This window comes from Tenggerimyces flavus (assembly GCF_016907715.1).
Lineage (GTDB): Bacteria > Actinomycetota > Actinomycetes > Propionibacteriales > Actinopolymorphaceae > Tenggerimyces > Tenggerimyces flavus.
The window spans coordinates 3,938,974-3,956,795 of sequence record NZ_JAFBCM010000001.1 but is presented as its reverse complement, the minus strand read 5'-3'; the positions used below and the strand labels follow the sequence as shown (position 1 = coordinate 3,956,795).

15 protein-coding genes are annotated in these 17,822 nt (G+C 70.6%); 8 read left to right on the top strand and 7 right to left on the bottom strand.

Going from position 1 to position 17,822, the window contains the following annotated elements:
- Window positions 1-54: 54 nt before the first annotated feature.
- The 3 genes from JOD67_RS18470 to JOD67_RS18460 all read left to right on the top strand — a co-directional run bounded on the left by JOD67_RS18470 (window position 55) and on the right by JOD67_RS18460 (window position 7,223).
- Window positions 55-546, top strand: a complete 492-nt coding sequence (locus JOD67_RS18470; RefSeq protein WP_205118852.1) for a DUF4262 domain-containing protein — start codon at window positions 55-57, stop codon at window positions 544-546.
- Between the two features lie 373 nt (window positions 547-919).
- Window positions 920-3,937, top strand: a complete 3,018-nt coding sequence (locus JOD67_RS18465; protein WP_205118851.1) for a PD-(D/E)XK nuclease family protein — start codon at window positions 920-922, stop codon at window positions 3,935-3,937.
- Window positions 3,930-7,223, top strand: a complete 3,294-nt coding sequence (locus JOD67_RS18460) for a UvrD-helicase domain-containing protein (protein WP_205118850.1) — start codon at window positions 3,930-3,932, stop codon at window positions 7,221-7,223. The genes JOD67_RS18465 and JOD67_RS18460 overlap by 8 nt, the downstream gene beginning before the upstream one ends.
- On the opposite strand, the gene JOD67_RS18455 is transcribed toward JOD67_RS18460, so the two are convergent.
- Window positions 7,198-8,172: a phosphotransferase gene (locus tag JOD67_RS18455; RefSeq protein ID WP_205118849.1), complete on the bottom strand. Its 975-nt coding sequence runs from the start codon at window positions 8,170-8,172 to the stop codon at window positions 7,198-7,200. The two genes, JOD67_RS18460 and JOD67_RS18455, sit on opposite strands and share 26 nt — an antisense overlap.
- 61 nt (window positions 8,173-8,233) lie before the next feature.
- Between JOD67_RS18455 and JOD67_RS18450 the strand changes: the two genes are divergently transcribed.
- The gene (locus JOD67_RS18450; RefSeq protein WP_205118848.1) at window positions 8,234-9,142 is read left to right on the top strand and encodes an SWIM zinc finger family protein; all 909 of its coding nucleotides are present in this window, start codon (window positions 8,234-8,236) and stop codon (window positions 9,140-9,142) included.
- On the opposite strand, the gene JOD67_RS18445 is transcribed toward JOD67_RS18450, so the two are convergent.
- Together JOD67_RS18445 and JOD67_RS18440 are read right to left on the bottom strand one after the other, a co-directional pair.
- Entirely contained in the window at window positions 9,139-9,627 is a 489-nt protein-coding gene (locus tag JOD67_RS18445) for a hypothetical protein (RefSeq protein WP_205118847.1), read from the bottom strand. The genes JOD67_RS18450 and JOD67_RS18445 overlap by 4 nt on opposite strands.
- A gap of 67 nt (window positions 9,628-9,694) precedes the next feature.
- Entirely contained in the window at window positions 9,695-10,363 is a 669-nt protein-coding gene (locus JOD67_RS18440) for an SDR family oxidoreductase (RefSeq protein ID WP_205118846.1), read from the bottom strand.
- 51 nt (window positions 10,364-10,414) lie between these two features.
- Here JOD67_RS18440 and JOD67_RS18435 point away from each other — a divergent pair, with 51 nt between their 5' ends.
- Both JOD67_RS18435 and JOD67_RS18430 read left to right on the top strand, forming a co-directional pair.
- Window positions 10,415-11,146, top strand: a complete 732-nt coding sequence (locus JOD67_RS18435) for a HipA family kinase (RefSeq protein ID WP_205118845.1) — start codon at window positions 10,415-10,417, stop codon at window positions 11,144-11,146.
- Complete coding sequence (locus tag JOD67_RS18430; protein ID WP_205118844.1) at window positions 11,143-11,523, top strand: DUF3037 domain-containing protein; 381 nt, start codon at window positions 11,143-11,145, stop codon at window positions 11,521-11,523. Before JOD67_RS18435 ends, JOD67_RS18430 begins: the two co-directional genes overlap by 4 nt.
- Before the next feature lie 26 nt (window positions 11,524-11,549).
- On the opposite strand, the gene JOD67_RS18425 is transcribed toward JOD67_RS18430, so the two are convergent.
- On the bottom strand, window positions 11,550-12,239 hold the full coding sequence (locus tag JOD67_RS18425) for a maleylpyruvate isomerase family mycothiol-dependent enzyme (RefSeq protein ID WP_205118843.1): 690 nt from the start codon (window positions 12,237-12,239) through the stop codon (window positions 11,550-11,552).
- Window positions 12,240-12,275: 36 nt separating this feature from the next.
- On the opposite strand from JOD67_RS18425, the gene JOD67_RS18420 reads away from it, so the two are divergent.
- Window positions 12,276-13,247, top strand: coding sequence for an LLM class flavin-dependent oxidoreductase (locus JOD67_RS18420; protein WP_205118842.1), 972 nt, complete (start codon window positions 12,276-12,278; stop codon window positions 13,245-13,247).
- Here the strand turns inward: JOD67_RS18420 and JOD67_RS18415 are convergent.
- Window positions 13,219-13,959, bottom strand: coding sequence for an MOSC domain-containing protein (locus JOD67_RS18415; RefSeq protein WP_205118841.1), 741 nt, complete (start codon window positions 13,957-13,959; stop codon window positions 13,219-13,221). The genes JOD67_RS18420 and JOD67_RS18415 overlap by 29 nt on opposite strands.
- A gap of 32 nt (window positions 13,960-13,991) precedes the next feature.
- On the opposite strand from JOD67_RS18415, the gene JOD67_RS18410 reads away from it, so the two are divergent.
- A complete protein-coding gene (locus JOD67_RS18410) occupies window positions 13,992-14,144 on the top strand; it encodes a hypothetical protein (protein WP_205118840.1) in 153 nt (50 codons plus the stop codon).
- Window positions 14,145-14,199: 55 nt separating this feature from the next.
- Here JOD67_RS18410 and JOD67_RS18405 read toward each other — a convergent pair whose 3' ends face one another.
- The gene (locus tag JOD67_RS18405; protein WP_205118839.1) at window positions 14,200-17,043 is read right to left on the bottom strand and encodes a vitamin B12-dependent ribonucleotide reductase; all 2,844 of its coding nucleotides are present in this window, start codon (window positions 17,041-17,043) and stop codon (window positions 14,200-14,202) included.
- Window positions 17,044-17,165: 122 nt separating this feature from the next.
- Complete coding sequence (nrdR, locus tag JOD67_RS18400) at window positions 17,166-17,675, bottom strand: transcriptional regulator NrdR (protein WP_205118838.1); 510 nt, start codon at window positions 17,673-17,675, stop codon at window positions 17,166-17,168.
- Window positions 17,676-17,822 lie beyond the last annotated feature (147 nt).

Here is a 17,822-nt window from a genome sequence, read left to right as displayed (position 1 = left end):
GTCGGTGGCCCCGTTGTAGGCTTCGTCGCACCTTCCAATCGAACGGAGATTCGAATGCGACGCAGTTTCTACAACCTGGCTCGGAACGCGATCCTCGAGCACGGCTGGTACGTCCAGTTCGTCGGCATGGGCGTCTGCGCGGATCCCTCCTGCGATGGCGGGCGCGACGACCCGGTCAGCGAGCCGCCGTTCGCGTACACGGTCGGGCTGACGCGCTATCGAGACCACCCGGAGGTCGTCATGTTCGGCTCCTGCATGGACTGCGGCGGCCACGCCCTCAACCTCGTCGGCGCCGCGGCCCGCGACGGCCGCGACGTGACCGACCCAGCCGTCCTCGACGACCTGTTCGGCCCCTGCGTCGCCCGGATGCTGCGGGTGGCCGACTCCTCCACCCACCTCCAGGTCGCGAACGGCATGTACAGAGCGGCCGGCGCCCCACCGATCCCGGCCCTCCAGCTGGTGACGTCGGAGGAGGGCAGGTTTCCCTGGGACACCGACTACCCGCGGGACCGCACCCACCAACCCCTCCTCGGCCGAGCAAGCTGAGGCCGAGACGGATGATCCGGGATGATTTCCGCCATGACTACAAGGATCGCCGTCAGGCTTCCGGCCGAACTCGTCCATGACGCGCGCGAAGCCGTCCGCACGGGGCAGGTCGCGAGCGTCTCGGCCTACATCGCGGACGCCATGATCGCTTGGAAGCGGGAGCGCGCTCTCGCTGGTCTGGTCGCCGACTTCAAATCGGAGTTCGGCGGGCCGAGCGCGGAGGACTACGCCTGGGCTGACGAGGTCCTGGCGACTTCGACACATCGATCCGAAGCTCGCAGTGTTCACCGTCTGAGCACGTGACAGCACCCCAGGTTGTCGGTGGGCTCGTCTAGCGTTTCTCGTACGACCCGAATCACCCGAGGAGGTGACGATGACCGCTCAGCAGATCGTGGCGCCGTTCGGGGCCGCGGCGTACGAGGCGTTGCGGCGGGCTGTCGCCGCCGCCAAGCGGGATGCTCCGCTCGCGCAGGTCACGCTGATCGTCTCCTCGGAGCTGGTCGGCGTCACCGCCCGGCGGGCGCTCGCGCGGGACAACGGGAGCGGGCGCCCCGGCATCGCCGGGCTCGCCGTTCTCACGCTCCGCAGGCTCGCCGAGCAGCTGGCCGGCGACAAGCTCGCAAGGGCTGGGCGCAGGCCGCTGACCGACCCGGTCCTCGCCACCGCCGTCCGCCGCGTGCTCACCGACGCGCCGGGCAGGTTCGACACCGTCGCCGAGCACTTCGGCACCGTGCGGGCCATCGCCAAGGCGCACCGCGAGCTCCGCACCCTCCCACCCCAGGCCGTCGACGACCTCGCGGTAACCGGCGGCCCGCTCGTCGCGGACGTCGTCCGCCTGCACCACGCGATCCGCGCGATCGTCCAGACCCGCTGGTTCGATCCGGTCGACCTCCTCGACGCGGCCACCGAGCAGGCGGGCGAGCGCGAGCTCGCGGGGTTCGGCACCATCGTCACGTTCCTCCCACGCGAGCTCGACCACCCCGAGCGCGAGCTGCTCGCCACCCTCGACGAACTCGTCGAGGTCCGCCCCGAGTCGGCCGAGGCGTTCGGCACCCGCGTGCTGCACGCTACCGACCCCGACGACGAGGTCCGCGCCGTCGTCCGCGAGGTCACCACCAGGCTGGCCAACACGCCAGGCCACCGGATCGCGATCCTGTACGGCACCGCCGACCCGTACGCCCGCCTGCTGCACGAGCACCTGGCCGCCGCCGACCTCCGCATCCACGGCAGGGCCGTCCGCCCGACCGCGGAGCGACCGCTCCCCCGCGCGCTGTTGCGGCTGCTCGCGCTCCCCGACCAGGACGTCCGCCGCGACCAGCTGATGGCCGTCCTCTCCGACGTCCCGGTCTGGTTCCGCGGCGCCAGGGTCGAGGCCAGCCTCGCCGAACGCACCTCCCGCCGGGCCGGCGTGGTCCGCGGCACCGACTGGCAACGCCTCGCCAACCTGGCCGCGGAGTACAGGGAGATCGTCGCCCTCGAACGAGAGGTACCCGAGCCGCGCGACTGGCTGATCGAACGCAACGTTGGCCTGGCCACCGCGGCCGACGACCTGCTCGCGTTCGTCACCGACCTCCGCGACCGGCTCGACGCCCTCCGCGAGCCCGGAACGTGGCGCGCCCTCTCCGCCGGCCTCGAGTCGCTCTGGCAGCACGTCCTCGGCGTCGACGAACGCACCACGTTCTCCGAGGAGCAACGCCGCGCCGCCGACAAGGTCTCGACGCTCATCTCCAGCCTGGCCAGCCTCGACGGCGTGGCCGGCGGCGCGACCCTCCAGGCCGCCCGCGAGCTACTCGAGCTCGAGCTCACCGACGACCTCGACCGGGTCGGCAAGATCGGCGTCGGCGTCCTCGTCGGCCCGATCAGCGACGGCCCCGGCCTGGACGTCGACCTGCTGATCGTCGTCGGTCTCGCCGAAGGCCTGCTGCCAGCGCGACAGCGCGAGGACCCGCTGCTGCCGGATCGAGCCCGCGAAGGCGGACGCGACCTGCCCACCGGGAAGCAACGCCTCGTCCAGCAACGCGACCAGCTGCACGCCGCACTGGCCGGCGCGGAAGAGTCGCTGCTCACGTTCCCGCGCGGCGACCTGCGCCGCGGCGGCGTGCGGGTGCCGTCGCGCTGGCTCCTGCCCACGCTGCGAAGGCTCGCCCACGACCCCGGACTGCAGGGCACCACCTGGCAACGAACGCCAAGCGAAGCCATCGTCGAGCTGCCCTCGCACGCGCACGCCGTCGAGACCCTCCGGCGCCCCGCCACCAGCCAGGAGTGGCGCCAACGCAGCGCCGTCGCCGCGGCGGCCAGAGGCGAGAAGATCGACGACAAGGTCGACGGCGTGCTGTTCCGCCGCTCGCTCGAGGCGGCCCGCGCAAGGCGGAGCGACGCGTTCACCAGGTTCGATGGCAACCTCCGCGAGGTCACCGGCCTCCCCGACCCGACCGAGCGCGCAGCCGTCTCACCGACCGCCCTCGAGTCCTGGACCACCTGCCCGCACGGCTACTTCCTCCAACAGGTGTTGAGGATCCGCCCCAACGACACCCCCGAAGAGCTCTTGCGGATCAGCGCCCTGCAACGCGGTTCGCTGGTACACGCGATCTACGAACGGTTCATTCAGGAGGCGATCGACAGCGGCGAGATCCCGGCCCCGAACGTTCCCTGGGACGAGGCCGCGAGGGCCCGCATGCGCACGATCGCGGCGGAGGAGTTCACCAACGTCGAACAACGCGGCGCCACCGGATCGCCGCTGCTCTGGGAGCAGGACCGGCAGGACATCCTCACCGACGTCCTGACGTTCCTCAGCCACGACGATCGGCGCCGCGCCGAGGGCGGCCTGACGCCGGTGGCGACCGAGCTCTGGTTCAACGAGATCCCCGTCGACCTGCCCGACGGTCGGACGATGCTGCTCAAGGGCACCGCCGACCGAGTCGACCGCGCAATCGGCGGCGGCCTCGTCGTCGCCGACTACAAGACCGGCGCGCTGGCGTCGTCGTACGACCGGCTCAGCGTCGACAACCCGATCGACCACGGCCACCGCCTCCAGCTGCCGATCTACGCGCTCGCGGCCCAACACAAGCTCGGCGAGACCGACGTCCCGGTCCACTCCGAGTACTGGTTCGCGACCAGGCGTGGCCGGTACGAGGTCTGCGGCTACCTCGTCTCCGACGCCGTGCTGGCCGAGCTCCGCGACGCGCTCACGGTGATCGTCGACGGCATCCGGACCGGCCTGTTCCCGCCCCGCCCGGTGAAGGACAGCGGCGGCTACCACTGCGTCTACTGCGATCCCGACGGCCTCGGCGACGCCCTCGCCGTGCGGACCTGGGAGCGCGTCCGGACCGCACCCGAGCTGGCCGCGTTCCAGGCCCTCGTCCATCCCGAAGGCGAGGGCGACGATGGCTGAGCAGCTGGCCGACCAGGCCGTCCGTGAACGCATCGCGACCGACCTCGGCTCGACGTTGTTCGTCGAGGCGGGTGCCGGGTCGGGCAAGACCACCGTGCTGGTCGAACGCATCGTCGCGCTGGTCGTCCACGCGGGCATCTCCGTCGAGCACATCGCCGCGGTGACGTTCACCGAGAAGGCCGCCGCCGAGCTCCGCGACCGGATCCGCGTCGGCTTGGAGGAGCTCGCCGGCGAGGAGGGCATCGTCGGCGCACGAGCCGAGGCGGCGCTGGACGATCTGGACGGCGCGGCGATCGGCACGCTGCACTCGTTCGCGGGTCGCATCCTCGCCGAGCATCCGATCGAGGCCGGGCTACCACCGCTGGTGCAGGTGGTCGACGAGGTCGGCGCTCAGGTCGGCTTCGAACGGCGCTGGCACGACCTGCGGGTCGCGCTGCTCGACGACGCCGAGCTGGCCCCGACGCTCCGACTCGTGCTTGCCGTCGGCATCGACCTCGAGCGCCATCTGCGCCCGCTTGCCCGCGACTTCGACGCCAACTGGGACCTGGTCGACGAGCACATCGTCCGCCTCGGCGAGCCGGGACCGGTGCCGGATCCGTCGCTGGCCGAGCTGCGCGAGCGTGCCGAGGCCGTGTTGGCCATGGGTGGGCGCCGCGCGGACGTCGACGACAAGCTGGCCCAACGCCTCACCCGGCTGCGCACCTGGATCGCCGACGTCGACGCCGCCGAGCAGAGCCTCGACCGGTTCGTGCTGCTGGGCGCCGTCCCCGACAGCGGCTACTACGGCGCGCGGCGCAACTGGCCCGGCACCGATCTCGCAATACTCCGAGAGGCGCTCGCCAACCTCAGGACAGCGGCGTTCGCCCAACGAGCCCACGTGCTCGACGCCGCGCTTCGCCGCGTCGCCTACCGGATCGCCGTCCACACCGTCCTGGCCGCGACCGAACGAAGGACGAGCGGTCGGCTCACGTTCCACGACCTGCTCGTGCTCGCGCGGACCGTGCTGCGCGACCCGGTCCACGGCGCCCGGGTGCGGACCACCCTGCAGGAGCGGTACCAGCGGATCCTGCTCGACGAGTTCCAGGACACCGACCCGATCCAGATCGAGCTCGCGGTGCGGATCGCCGCCGGCGCCGACGGGGACGCGGCCGACTGGCGCGAGGTCGCGGTGCCCGCGGGCGCGCTGTTCGTGGTCGGCGATCCGAAGCAGTCGATCTACCGGTTCCGCCGCGCCGACATCGGGGCGTTCCTCGCCGCCCGCACGCGGCTCGGCGGCGTGCTCGACCTGACCACGAACTTCCGCGCCACTCCCGACCTGCTGGGCTGGATCAACACCGTGTTCGGACAGCTGATCCAGCCGACGGCGGACAGCCAGCCGGAGTACGTCGGACTCGACCCGGATCCGAGTCGCCCGCCCTGGGACGGAGCCGGCCCGGCCGTGCTCGCCGTGGGGCCGGACCCGCACCCGGTCCAGACCAGCGCCGACAGGGTGCGCGAGCTGGAGGCGGCGGACGTCGCGAGCACGATCCTGCGCGCGGTCGCCGAGGGTTGGCAGGTCGACGACCGCGCCGACGGCAGCTGGCAGCGACGGCCCCTGCGGCTCGGTGACGTGACGATCCTGGTCCCGACGCGCACGTCGATCGGGGCGTTGGAGAGCGCGTTCGACCAAGCGGGCATTCCGTTCCGTACGGATGCGACCTCGCTGGTGTACTCCTCCCGCGAGGTGCGCGACCTGATGCTCGCGGCCCGCGCACTCGCAGATCCGACCGACCAGCTGGCGCTGGTGTCCACGCTGCGTTCGACGCTGTTCGGCTGCGGTGACGACGACCTGTGGCGGTGGAAGGAGGCCGGCGGCCGGTGGTCGATCTTCGCGCCGCCGCCGGAGGAGGTCCCGCCCGACGATCCGGTGCGCGAGTCGATGGCTTGGCTGCGTTCGGCCGCGTTGGCACGACCGCAGCTCGCGCCGGTCGAGCTGTTGGACCGGATCGTTCGGGACCGGCACCAGCTCGAGCTCGCGGTCGACGCCGACGGGCTGGGTCGGCCGCGGCATCGGGAGAGATGGCGGCGGATCAGGTACGTGCTCGACCAGGCGCGGGCCTGGTCGGAGGCCGAGCACGGGACGCTCCGTGAGTACCTCGCGTGGGCGGCGCGGCAGGCCGAGGAGTCGGCACGGGTGAGCGAGCCCGTGCTGCCGGAGTCCGACGAGGACGCCGTACGGATCATGACGATCCACGCCGCGAAGGGGCTGCAGTTCCCGATGGTGATCGTGTCGGGGCTGGGCGCGCGGTGGCCGAACACGACAGCGCGCGCGTTGTGGTCGACGAACGGCTACCAGCTGCGGGTGACCCGGTACACGGAGACGGCCGGGTACGCCGAGGCGGCCGCGGCCGAACGCGAGCTGGAACACGCCGAGGACCTGCGGTTGCTCTACGTCGCCTGCACGCGGGCCGAGTCGCGGCTGGTGGTCTCGTTGCACAGGTCCGCGCGGCGCTATCCCGCCCGGGATCAGGTGTCGCTTTCACTCGCCGAGCTGTTGGCGTCAGCGAGCGCGTCGACCGGGCAGCAGACCTGGACGTGCGCGGGCGACCTGTCGGCCGTGCCGCCGTTGCCGTCGGTGGTCGCGGCCGCACCCGTGCCGTTCCCGACCTGGACCGAGTGGCAGGTCGAGCACGCGCGGGCGGTCGCCCAGGCGACGCTGCCGGCGGCGGTGTCGGCGACAGACGTGGCGCACGGCCGGGCACCGGTCGAGCTGCCGTCGGTGGCGATCGCCGGCCTGGCCAAGCAGCCGCGCGACCTCGAGCTGCCGCCGTGGGCGAAGGGACGGTACGGCACCGCGGTCGGCCGGGCCGTACACGCCGTTCTACAGACCGTGTCGCTCGCGACCGGCGACGGCCTGGAGCCGATCGCCGAGTCGCTGTCCCAAGCCGAGGGAGTCGGCGAGCACAGCGCCGTCGTCGCGGCCATGTCCCGTTCGGCGTTGGCCTCGCCGGTGATCGGGCGAGCGGCGACACGGGAGCACTGGAAGGAGACGTACGTCGGCACGATCATCGACGACGTCCTGGTGGAGGGGTACGTCGACCTGCTCTACCGCGAGGACGACGGCCGCCTGGTGATCGTCGACTACAAGACCGACGCCGCCCCGACCGAGGAGACGGTGCGCGCGTACGCGACCCAGCTCAGCCTCTACGCCAGGGCGATCCACGACGCGACCGGCTCCCCCGCCGACTGCGTCCTGCTGTTCTGCTCCGTCGACGCCGGCGCTACCGAGCTGTGGCTGCCGCTATGAGCTCATCCTCGTGTGAGCACCACCAGGCGAGCCGAGCGCAGCGTGGCTCGAAGAGATGGTCGCAGGTCAGGTCGTTCCGGTCGTAGTGCGCGTCGAGCGGCCAGAACCCGCAGAGTAGGTTCCACCACCGAAGCTGCAACCCAGCAAGGAGATCCGACGAGTCGATCGGTGCCACGGCGCGGTACCCACCGATGAACGCCGCCATCCGTTTGAGATCGAAGGTCGTCTCCTGCCAGAACAGCAGCTCGGCGGCTCGAGCGACCTCCATCCCGCGGGGCGCGGCCTTCAGCCGATCCCAGTCCAGAACGGCACGCACGCTGCCCGCTTCCCACAGCACGTTGAAGTGGTTGAAGTCGCCATGGATCCACCCGCCACCGCCGATGTCGGGCTTGGGCGCCCGGTCACGGTACTTCGCGAGCAGCTCCAACCCTTCGATCAGACCGCGCTCAGCCAGACGATCGAAGGTGTCGGGCTCGTCCTTCGCTGCGATCAGCGCAAGGTACCGCTCGGCGTCCGCCACCGCGCCGCCGTGATCGCGCACCCTCACCTCAACCTGATCCGGCACGTCTGGCAGGACACGCTCGAGCTCGTGGTGCAGCACGCCGAGCAGCCCACCGAGCTCGACACACTCGGCGATCGCCAGCGTCGCGCCTTCGCGATGTTCACCCACCATCCACTGACTGGCTGCATACGAGAGTCCGTCCACCTCGACGACCGAGTCGCCTTCGCCGGTCCGGACCACCCGAGGCACGGGCAGGCCAGCTGCGGCGAGCTGGTCGATCGTGTCGTGCTGACGACGCGCCGGGTCGGGTTCGACGTCGCGGAGCTGCTTGATCGCGTACGTCCCGCTCGACGTCTCGACCCGCCAGTTGCGGTTCATCATCCCGTTCGGCAGGTACGCGACCGCGAGCACGTCGCCCAGCCCGAACGCCCCCGCCACTTCTCGCATCCGTCCCACGATAGGGCGTGCCTTGTCGCGCGCTGTCGGTGGCGAGTCGTACCGTCATCACATGACCGCCTCCTGCTTCGATGCCGCGAAGGAGCTCATCGTCGACGCCGACCTGGCGTCCTTCGAGCGCGGCGTGAAGTACGCCGAGGACGGGCACGTCACCGAGCTCGCCCGCGGTGGCGGTGTCGTCTTCGGGACTGTCGAAGGTTCGCACCGCTATCGGGTGCGGATCAGCAAGGACGACTGGTCGTGCGAGTGCCCGGTGGCAGTCGAAGACGGCCGCATCTGCAAGCACACCGTCGCGGTCGCGCTGCTGATCACCGGCGAGGAAGGCCCGCCGATCGCCGAGCGTGGTTCGGCGGTGCAGGAGTATCTGCGCACCCGCGGCCAGGACGACCTGATCGACCTCGTGCTCGAGGCCATGGACGACGCGCCGGCCTTCGCCACCCGGCTGTCCGACCGGGCCGCCCGCGCGGTCGGCGACCTCGGCGCGATCAGCGAGCAGCTCGAGGAGCTCGTTCGCCGGCCGCGCAAGCTCGACGCGCGGTCGACCGTGATCTACGGCCGGCAGCTGGGCGCCGCGTCCGATCTGCTCGAAGGGCTGATCGAGGCGGAGCGGCCGGAGGCGGTGGCGTTGATCCAACGGACGTTGGTGAAGGTAGTTCGCCTGCTGTCATCGGCCGACGACGCGTCCGGCGCGATCGGCTCGGCAGCGGTGCGGCTGCTCGAGCTGCACGCGCGGGCCTGCGCTGCCGTTCCGCCGAAGCCGTTGCAGCTGGTGCGGTGGCTGGTGAAGTTCAGCTTCGACGACCAGCAGTACTTCAGCATCGACATCGCCGACTACGCCGAGCCACTTGGCGAGCGCGGCATCGCGGCGTTCCGGCAGGAGGTCGAGGCGCGGATCCGCGAGGCTCCGACGTCGCTCGCCGCCCGCCGCGCCCAGCGCAACCTCGCGGCGCACAACAGCTAGGCCGCTGCCGCCGCGACGAGCTCCCGCTCGGTGATCTCGTTGTCGACGACCTCGATCAGCCACAGCCGTCCAGTGTCGCGGCGCCTCAGCGCGAAGACGCCGTTCAGTACGTGGTCGAACGTGAACCGCTCGAACACCGGCTCCTTGCTCTGCCGCGCGGCCGCCTCGGGGCCGAGGAACGTGTCGACCAGGTAGCGCAGCCACTCGGCCGGCTGGCAGAAGCTCTCCCGCCCGTTGAAGCACATCCGCCGCCCATTGTCACTCGGCACCCAGTCACAGGCGAGGCTCGGCTCCCCCGGCCACGGCCGATTGATGGCGGCCAGATCGTCGTACGTCTCGACCGCGTCAGGCCCGAGCACGACATAGGGCCCCTGCGGCCTGAACCACCGCCGCGTCCGAGCGAACGCCGTCAGATACTGAACCTCGGCTTCGTTGAGCCAAGGCCGGATCTCGACCTCACCGAGCACCTCTGTCGGATACCTCATCACGCACTCCTTCGGGTACCGCTTCCCACCCAAAGGATGCGCCTCCCGACCACCAAGCCGTCGGAAGTTATCCACAGACCGCGGCGACGGCCTCCTTGATGGGCACGTCGCCGCCGGTGAGGCCCAACACGAGGCCGGCGGTGCGGGGCTCGTCCAGCAACGCGACGAGGACGGCTGCGACGTCGTCGCGGGTCACCTGGCCGCGGTCGACGTTCGGAGCGAGCGTCACACGGCCCGTTCCGGCGTCGTTGGTGAGGCCGCCGGGGCGCAGGATCGTCAGGTCCAGCTTCTCCTTCAACAGCGCCTCCTCGGCGGCGAGCTTCGCGCGCAGGTACGCCAGGAACACCTCGTCCACGCCCGAGGGGACAGCGCCGTCGCGGACGGAGTCGACGCCGATCGACGAGACCAACAGGTAGCGCGAGATGCCCGACAACCCGGCCGACTCGGCGAGCAGGACCGCGGCGCCGCGGTCGACGGTGTCCTTCCGCGCCGCACCGCTCCCCGGCCCGGCACCGGCCGCGAACACGACCGCGTCGCATTCCTCGATCGCCTCCGCCAGCGGATCCATCACCGGCTGCTCGAGGTCCAGCACCACGCCCTCGACGCCGGCCTCCGCCAGGTCGGGCACGTGGTCCGGGTTCCGTACCAGCCCCACCACCGAGTCGCCGCGCGCGGCGAGCAGCCGCCCCAGCCGCAGGCCGATCTGCCCGTGCGCTCCGGCAATCGCGATCCTCATCAGTAGCTCCCTTGCACCGTGGACGTCCACCCCGACGGTAGCCTGACGCCCGTGCTGCGGACCGTGGAGGCGACTCGATACGTCACCCCGTTGCGCGAAGGCGGCTCCCTCCCCGGCCTGGTCGAGGCCGACGACCTCGGTACGTACGTCGTAAAGTTCCGTGGCGCTGGCCAAGGACTCAAGGCCCTCGTCGCCGAGGTCATCGCCGGCGAGCTCGGACGAAGGCTCGGCATCGCGATCCCCGAGCTCGTCGTCGTCCACCTCGATCCACAGATCGGCCGCCACGAACCCGATCCCGAGGTCCAAGACGTCCTGCACGCCAGCGCCGGCACCAACCTCGGCATGGACTTCCTGCCCCGAGCGCTCGGGTACGAGGGCGTCTCCTGGAAGCCCGCTCCCGAGACCGCCGCGCGTATCCTCTGGTTCGACGGCCTGGTGACGAACGTCGACCGCAGCTGGCGCAACCCCAACCTGCTCGTCTGGCACCGCGAGCTCTACTGCATCGACCACGGCGCGACGCTGCTGTTCCAACACACCTGGCCCACACCCGAGCAGTCCGCCAACCGTCCGTACGACTATGTCAACCACGCCTTGACAGCGTTCACGGACGGCCTCGCAGCTGCCGACGCCGACCTCGCGCCCCAGGTCACCGACGAGCTGCTCCACGACGTCGTCGCGCACGTTCCCGACGAGTGGATCGACGAAGCCACCACCAAACAGGCGTACGTCGACCACCTCGCCGCACGCGCGAAATCCCCACGCAGCTGGGTGAAAACGCCATGACCAGAGCTGTCTTCGACTACGCCCTGCTGCGCGCCGTTCCCAGGATCGAACGCGGCGAGACCGTCAACGTCGGCGTCGTCGTCTACTGCCAGCAGCACGACTTCCTCGAGGCCGCCGTCCACGTCGACGTCGCCCGGCTCACCTGCCTCGACGCCGAGGCCGACGTCGAGGCGGTACGCGAGGCGCTCGACGCGATCTGCGCCGTCTGCCGCGGCAACGCCGACGCCGGCCCGGCCGGCGCGCTGCCGCGAGGCGAACGGTTCCGCTGGCTCACCGCGCCGCGCAGCACGATCGTCCAACCCGGCCCCGTCCACGCCGGCCTCACCGACGACCCCAAAGCCGAGGTCGACCGGCTCCTGCACCAACTCGTCCGTTAGGCCGGAGGCCGGCGGCTAGCGTCGGCCTAAGGCCAGGGGTTCAGCTCGACGAGCTCCCCGTCGATGTCGCCGTGGCGCCGTCCCGCCAGCCAGGCGACCAGATCGCTGAGGTGACCGCGCAGCTCCACCTCGCGGCCGCCGCCGAGCAGGAACGCGCGTTCGCCGTCGACCGGCGACAGCATCAGCTCGATCCCCTCCGGCACCCGCGGCGTCAGGAACTCCACCAGGTGCGCGCAGAACTCCGGCGACCATTGCGAAGGCTCGTACCCCAGGTGCGCGTCGACCGCGTGCACCTCGGCCTCGCGCCACCGGCACCACACCGTGTCCAGCAGCACGCCGTCGCGATACCGAACGGGTCGTGCCCAGTCGTCCGGACCGGCCTTCGCCCACGCCTGCTCCAACAACGCGTCGGACTCCACCACCGCCCGTACCAGCTCCGCGGCAGGCCGCCCGGCACCCGCCTCGATCGCGGCGGCACGCGCCGGCCGACCGCCCTCGTACACCTCGACCTGCTCGCCCCGCAGGGCGAAGTCGGTGACCCGCGCGAACGCGGTCGCGAGGTTCGCGACGTGGGTGAGAACGTGTCCGCGCGACCAGTCCGGCAACGCGGACGGTTCGCGCGCCTGCGCGTCGGTGAGCCCGTCGACGAGCTTGTGCAGGCGGAGGTGACTGGCTCGGACGAGGTCGACAAGGGTCGCGGCATCGATGTCGGTCATATGTGAGATCGTCGCATCGACTGGAGGGAGACGTTCATGCGCGTCGGCGTCATGTACCGCTGTGTCAGGCCGCCCGAGGAGTTGCGCGACTTCGCGAGGCGGGTCGAGGAGCTGGGGTACGACGAGCTGTGGGTGGTCGAGGACTGCTTCTTCGCCGGCGCGATCTCGACCGCCGCGGTCGCGGCCTCGGTGACCGAACGGATCACGATCGGCATCGGCATCCTGCCCGCCGTGCTGCGCAACCCGGCGCTCGCCGCGATGGAGCTGGCGAACCTCGAGCGCCTCTTCCCCGGCCGGTTCATCCCGGGCTTCGGCCACGGCGTCACGGACTGGATGCGGCAGATCGGCGCGTTGCCGCCGTCACAGCTCGCCGCGCTGCGCGAGACGATCGATGTCGTCCGGCGGCTGCTCGCGGGCGAGACGGTGACGACCGACGGCAAGTACGTGCACTTCGACAACGTGAAGCTGGACTACCCGCCCGCCGCCGTGCCGCCGATCGTCTCGGGCGTACGCAGCGAGAAGTCGCTCAAGCTGTCCGGTGAGGTCGCCAACGGGACGCTGCTCGCGGAGCTGGCGACGCCGACGTACCAACGGTGGGCGCGCGGCCACATCGACGCCGGCCGGGCGGCGGCGGGACGTACGGACGAGCACCAGCTGATCACGTTCGCGCACTTCGACCTCGACCCGGCACGGACGAACGCCCGCCTCGAGACGGCGACGAGCCTCTCGTACCGGTCGCCGTTCCAGCTCGACGACGAGGCGCTGGCCGACCGGGTGCGCGCGCTCGTCGAGTCGACCGGCGGTCCGGCGGAGCTGGCCGAGGCGCTGCCGGACGAGGCGCTCGCCCAGCTCGCGATCGCGGGCTCGGCGGACGACTGCGTCACCGGCATCCTGGCGCTGGTCGAGTCGGGATCGGACTCGGTGGTGTTCGTGCCGCCGAAGGACCCCGACCTCGCGCTCGTCCAGCTCGACCGCGCGGCTACCGAGGTGCTACCCAACGTCCGTTGACGATTCCAGGGCGGACGACGTCGGCGGAGATGCCGAACAGGATCTCGCCGTCCTTGGTGCGGTCGTGGGCGAGCGCCTTGAGGGCGGGCAGGTCGTGCCCGCCTCGGGCTGGGTGGCGGTCGACGACGGCGCATCTGGCGAGCGGACCGCGTACGCGCAGGACGGCGTCGCCGAGCCGAACCTGCTGCCAGCGGTCCTCGGCGAACGGCTCGTCGTCGCCGGTGTCGACGACGAACGTCGCCCGGAACCTCGCGCCATCGTCCACCACCCGTCCCACCCGACGCGCCAGCTCGGCGAGGGACGCGGTGGTGACGATCGAGACGGAGCCAGCCCAGATGATCTCGCCGGGTGTAGTGCGGCAGAGCACGACGGGGCGTCCGGCGTACGCGCTCAGCAGCTCCGCCCACGGACCGCGCACCTCCCGCAGCCGCGCGGTTCGTCCCCAGTAGTCGGCGGTGAGCTCGCTGCCGACCTCAACCTCGCCGGTCACGGTCCCGATCGGCGTGCGAATCGTCAGGACGGGATCGGTCCACTCCGCCCGGCAGGCCATCAGCGCGTCGTCCTCGACCGTGCGCAGCACGCGGTGAGTGGCGGGGTCGACCAGACAGAACACCCGATCCCCCACTGGCCCGTCCAACGCCAGCTCGACGCTGTCCAACGCGAGATGTGCCATGCCCTTGAGGGGAGTGAGCCCGACCCTGACGACCCGCACTTGGTGACTCCTCACGCGACAAGGGTGCGACGATGCCCAGTGTTCTTGGTGTGGATGCCTGTCCGCAGGGGTGGGTGGGCATCGAGCTCGACGCGGACGGCCGGTTCGTGCAGGCGATCATCGCGCCGACGATCGCCGACCTCGTCGGCGCGCAGCAGGTGGTGGCGATCGAGATCTGGGTCTAGACGCGGCGAGGGCCTGGCCAACCGGCCAGGCCCTCGCCTCACTCGACAATCGGCTCTACGAGCACCCGCTCGTGCTGCCGCAGCCTTCGCAGACGAAGCAGCTTCCGGCGGGGCGCATCTTGGTGCCACAGGTGAAGCACAGCGGGGCGTCGGCGGTGGTGCCGGTGATGGCTTCCAGCAGCTCGGTCGACGTGTGGGCCTGCGTCGGCGCCGGCTTGGCAGCGGCAGCGGGCGTCTCGTCAACCTGCGATTGCTTCAGCGACGACGCGTCGCCGGTGTCCTCGGGTACGGACTCGACCACGGGCTCATAGGAGCCCGTCTCGAGCTGCCGCTGCCGCTCGTCCGCCGAGTAGATTCCCAGCGCCGAGCGCTGCTCGAAGGACAGGTAGTCCAGCGCCAGGCGGCGGAAGATGTAGTCCATGATCGACTGCGACATCCGCACGTCCGGGTCGTCGGTCATGCCGGCCGGCTCGAATCGCAGGTTGGTGAACTTCTGGACGAACGTCTCCAGCGGAACGCCGTACTGCAAGGCGATCGAGATCGCGATCGAGAACGCGTCCATCACCCCGGCGAGCGTCGAACCCTGCTTGCCCAGCTTGAGGAACACCTCGCCGAGGCCGTCGTCGGGGTACGAGCCCGCCGTCATGTAGCCCTCGGCACCGCCGACCGTGAACGAGGTCGTCCGGGACGGACGCGACTTCGGCAGCCGCTTCCGGTCGGGCCGGTACTCGACCACGACCTCCTTCTCCGCCGCCGAAGACTCCGACGAAGAGGCCTTCTTCGCCCGAGCGTCCGACAGCGGCTGGCCGACCTTGCAGTTGTCGCGGTAGATCGCCAGCGCCTTCAGCCCGAGCTTCCAACCTTGGTAGTAGATCTCCTCGACTTCCTCGACCGTCGCCGTCTCCGGCATGTTCACGGTCTTCGAGATCGCACCGGAGATGAACGGCTGCACCGCGGCCATCATCTTCACGTGCCCCATCGGCCGGATCGAACGCTGGCCCATCGCGCAGTCGAACACCTCGTAGTGCTCCTGCTTGAGCCCCGGCGCGTCGACCACGTGGCCGTGCTCGGAGATGTACTCGACGATCGCCTCGACCTGCTCCTCCTGGTAGCCCATCCGGCGGAGCGCACGCGGCACGGTGTTGTTGACGATCTGCATCGAGCCGCCGCCGACGAGCTTCTTGAACTTCACCAGCGCGAGGTCCGGCTCGATGCCCGTCGTGTCGCAGTCCATCATCAGGCCGATGGTGCCGGTCGGCGCGAGCACCGAAGCCTGCGCGTTGCGCCAGCCGTACTTCTCGCCGGTCTCCAGCGCCGCCGCCCACGCCTTCGAGGCCGCGTCGAGCACGGTCTCGTCCAGCGTCTCGACCGGCTGGATCGCGTCGTTCGCCGCCGCGTGCTTGCGCATCACGCGCTTGTGCGGCTCGGCGTTGCGGGCGTAGCCGTCGTACGGGCCGACGATCGCGGCCAGCTCGGCAGAGCGCTTGTACGCGGTGCCGTTCATCAGCGACGTGATCGCCGCCGCCATCGCGCGGCCGCCCTCGGAGTCGTACCCGTGCCCGGTCGCCATCAGCAGCGCGCCGAGGTTGGCGTAGCCGATGCCGAGCTGCCGGTACGCGCGGGTGGTCTCGCCGATCGCCTCGGTCGGGAAGTCCGCGAAGCAGATCGAGATGTCCATCGCGGTGATGATCAGCTCGACGGCCTTGGCGAACTTGTCGGTGTCGAACGTGTCGTCGTCGCGCAGGAACTTCAACAGGTTGAGCGAAGCCAGGTTGCAGGAGGAGTTGTCCAGGTGCATGTACTCGCTGCACGGGTTGGACGCGGTGATCCGCCCGGTCTCCGGCGTGGTGTGCCAGTCGTTGATCGTGTCGTCGTACTGGATGCCCGGGTCGGCACAACCCCACGCGGCCAGCGCGATCTTGCGGAACAGCTCCTTCGCGTCGACCTTGTCCAGCACCTCGCCGGTGGCGCGAGCACGCAGGCCGAACGCGTTGCCGTCCTCGTACGCGCGCATGAACTCGTCGGAGACGCGCACCGAGTTGTTCGCATTCTGGTACTGGACGCTGACGATGTCCTTGCCGCCGAGGTCCATGTCGAAGCCGGCGTCGCGCAGCGCGCGGATCTTGTCCTCCTCGCGCGCCTTGGTCTCGATGAACTCCTCGATGTCGGGGTGGTCGACGTCGAGGATCACCATCTTCGCCGCGCGCCGGGTGGCACCGCCGGACTTGATCGTCCCGGCGGACGCGTCCGCGCCGCGCATGAACGAGACCGGGCCAGACGCCGTGCCGCCGGACGACAGCAGCTCACGGCTGGACCGGATGCGGGAGAGGTTGACCCCGGCACCGGAGCCGCCCTTGAAGATCAGGCCCTCTTCCCGGTACCAGTTGAGGATCGAGTCCATCGAATCGTCGGTGGCGAGGATGAAGCAGGCGCTCACCTGCTGCGGCGACGGCGTGCCGACGTTGAACCAGACCGGCGAGTTGAAGCTGAACACCTGGTGCAGCAGCATCCAGGTGAGCTCGTGCTCGAACGTCTCCGCGGCGGCGGGGCTGGCGAAGTAGTTGTACTCCTCACCGGCGCGCCGGTACGTCTTCACGACCCGGTCGATGAGCTGCTTGAGGCTCCACTCCCGCTGCTCAGTGCCGACCGCACCGCGGAAGTACTTCGTGGTGACGATCGTGGAGGCGTTCACCGACCAGAAGTCGGGGAACTCCACTCCACTCTGCTGGAACACCGTCTCGCCCGTCTTCCAGTTCTGCTGGAGGACGTCCCGGCGCTCCCAGGTCACCTCGTCGTAGGGATGAACGCCTGGAGTGGTGAAGATCCGGCCGATCTTCAGGCCCTTGGTCGCCGAGCGCCCCTTGGCGCCCCCGCGAGGCCCGCTCACCGTCTCCGTCATGTCTGGACTCCCTGCCTCTGATCCTTGTGTGGCTGGTGTCCCTGGGCCAGGCACTTCCCCTTGCTGGCCCAGGGACACGTCGTGGGGTGGGCAGACCTCGGCGGCTGCCCGTGGGTGGTGCGCTATGTCGGACGTGCCTCGTTCTGCGCCGCCTGCGTACGGGGCTCGGGCTCGGGCACGGTGTCTTCGTTCTCCGCACGCAGCAAGGCGATCTCGGTCTCGAAGTCGTCCAGGCTGCCGAAGCTCCGGTAGACGCTGGCGAAGCGCATGTACGCCACCTCGTCGAGCTCGCGGAGCGGACCCAGGATCGCGAGGCCGACCTCTTGCGAGGGCACCTCGGCGAGCCCGGTGGAACGGATGTCCTCCTCGACCCGCTGGGCCAGCAGGGCGAGCTTGTCCTCGCCGACCGGCCGGCCCTTGCAGGCCTTGCGGACGCCGGAGGCGACCTTGTCCCGGCTGAACGGCTCGGTGACGCCGCAGCGCTTCACGACCGCGAGCGTGACCTGCTCGACCGTGGTGAAGCGGCGTTCGCATTCCGGGCACTGCCGGCGACGCCGGATCGCCGTGCCGTCGTCGGCGGTGCGGCTGTCCACGACGCGGCTGTCAGGGTGGCGGCAGAACGGGCAGTGCACGGGCGACGCACCTCCTCGGCGGTTACTCTGCGTGTCATCGCGGGAGGGAGTCGCGGTGGGACCGCGGTGCCTGTGGGGCTCTCGCCTGGGGGTAATCCTGTGGATCACCTGGGGAGAACCTGTGCACTTGTGCGTTCCGCCTGTGAA

Bases quoted from the DNA above. Each gene is read 5' to 3' on its own strand.
- JOD67_RS18405 (WP_205118839.1), bottom strand. From the start codon at position 17,043: ATGACGGAGACGGTGAGCGGGCCTCGCGGGGGCGCCAAGGGGCGCTCG.
- JOD67_RS18455 (WP_205118849.1), bottom strand. From the start codon at position 8,172: ATGCGAGAAGTGGCGGGGGCGTTCGGGCTGGGCGACGTGCTCGCGGTC.
- JOD67_RS18430 (WP_205118844.1), top strand. From the start codon at position 11,143: ATGACCAGAGCTGTCTTCGACTACGCCCTGCTGCGCGCCGTTCCCAGG.
- JOD67_RS18425 (WP_205118843.1), bottom strand. From the start codon at position 12,239: ATGACCGACATCGATGCCGCGACCCTTGTCGACCTCGTCCGAGCCAGT.
- JOD67_RS18440 (WP_205118846.1), bottom strand. From the start codon at position 10,363: ATGAGGATCGCGATTGCCGGAGCGCACGGGCAGATCGGCCTGCGGCTG.
- JOD67_RS18465 (WP_205118851.1), top strand. From the start codon at position 920: ATGACCGCTCAGCAGATCGTGGCGCCGTTCGGGGCCGCGGCGTACGAG.
- JOD67_RS18460 (WP_205118850.1), top strand. From the start codon at position 3,930: ATGGCTGAGCAGCTGGCCGACCAGGCCGTCCGTGAACGCATCGCGACC.
- JOD67_RS18420 (WP_205118842.1), top strand. From the start codon at position 12,276: ATGCGCGTCGGCGTCATGTACCGCTGTGTCAGGCCGCCCGAGGAGTTG.
- JOD67_RS18410 (WP_205118840.1), top strand. From the start codon at position 13,992: ATGCCCAGTGTTCTTGGTGTGGATGCCTGTCCGCAGGGGTGGGTGGGC.
- JOD67_RS18470 (WP_205118852.1), top strand. From the start codon at position 55: ATGCGACGCAGTTTCTACAACCTGGCTCGGAACGCGATCCTCGAGCAC.
- JOD67_RS18450 (WP_205118848.1), top strand. From the start codon at position 8,234: ATGACCGCCTCCTGCTTCGATGCCGCGAAGGAGCTCATCGTCGACGCC.
- JOD67_RS18445 (WP_205118847.1), bottom strand. From the start codon at position 9,627: ATGAGGTATCCGACAGAGGTGCTCGGTGAGGTCGAGATCCGGCCTTGG.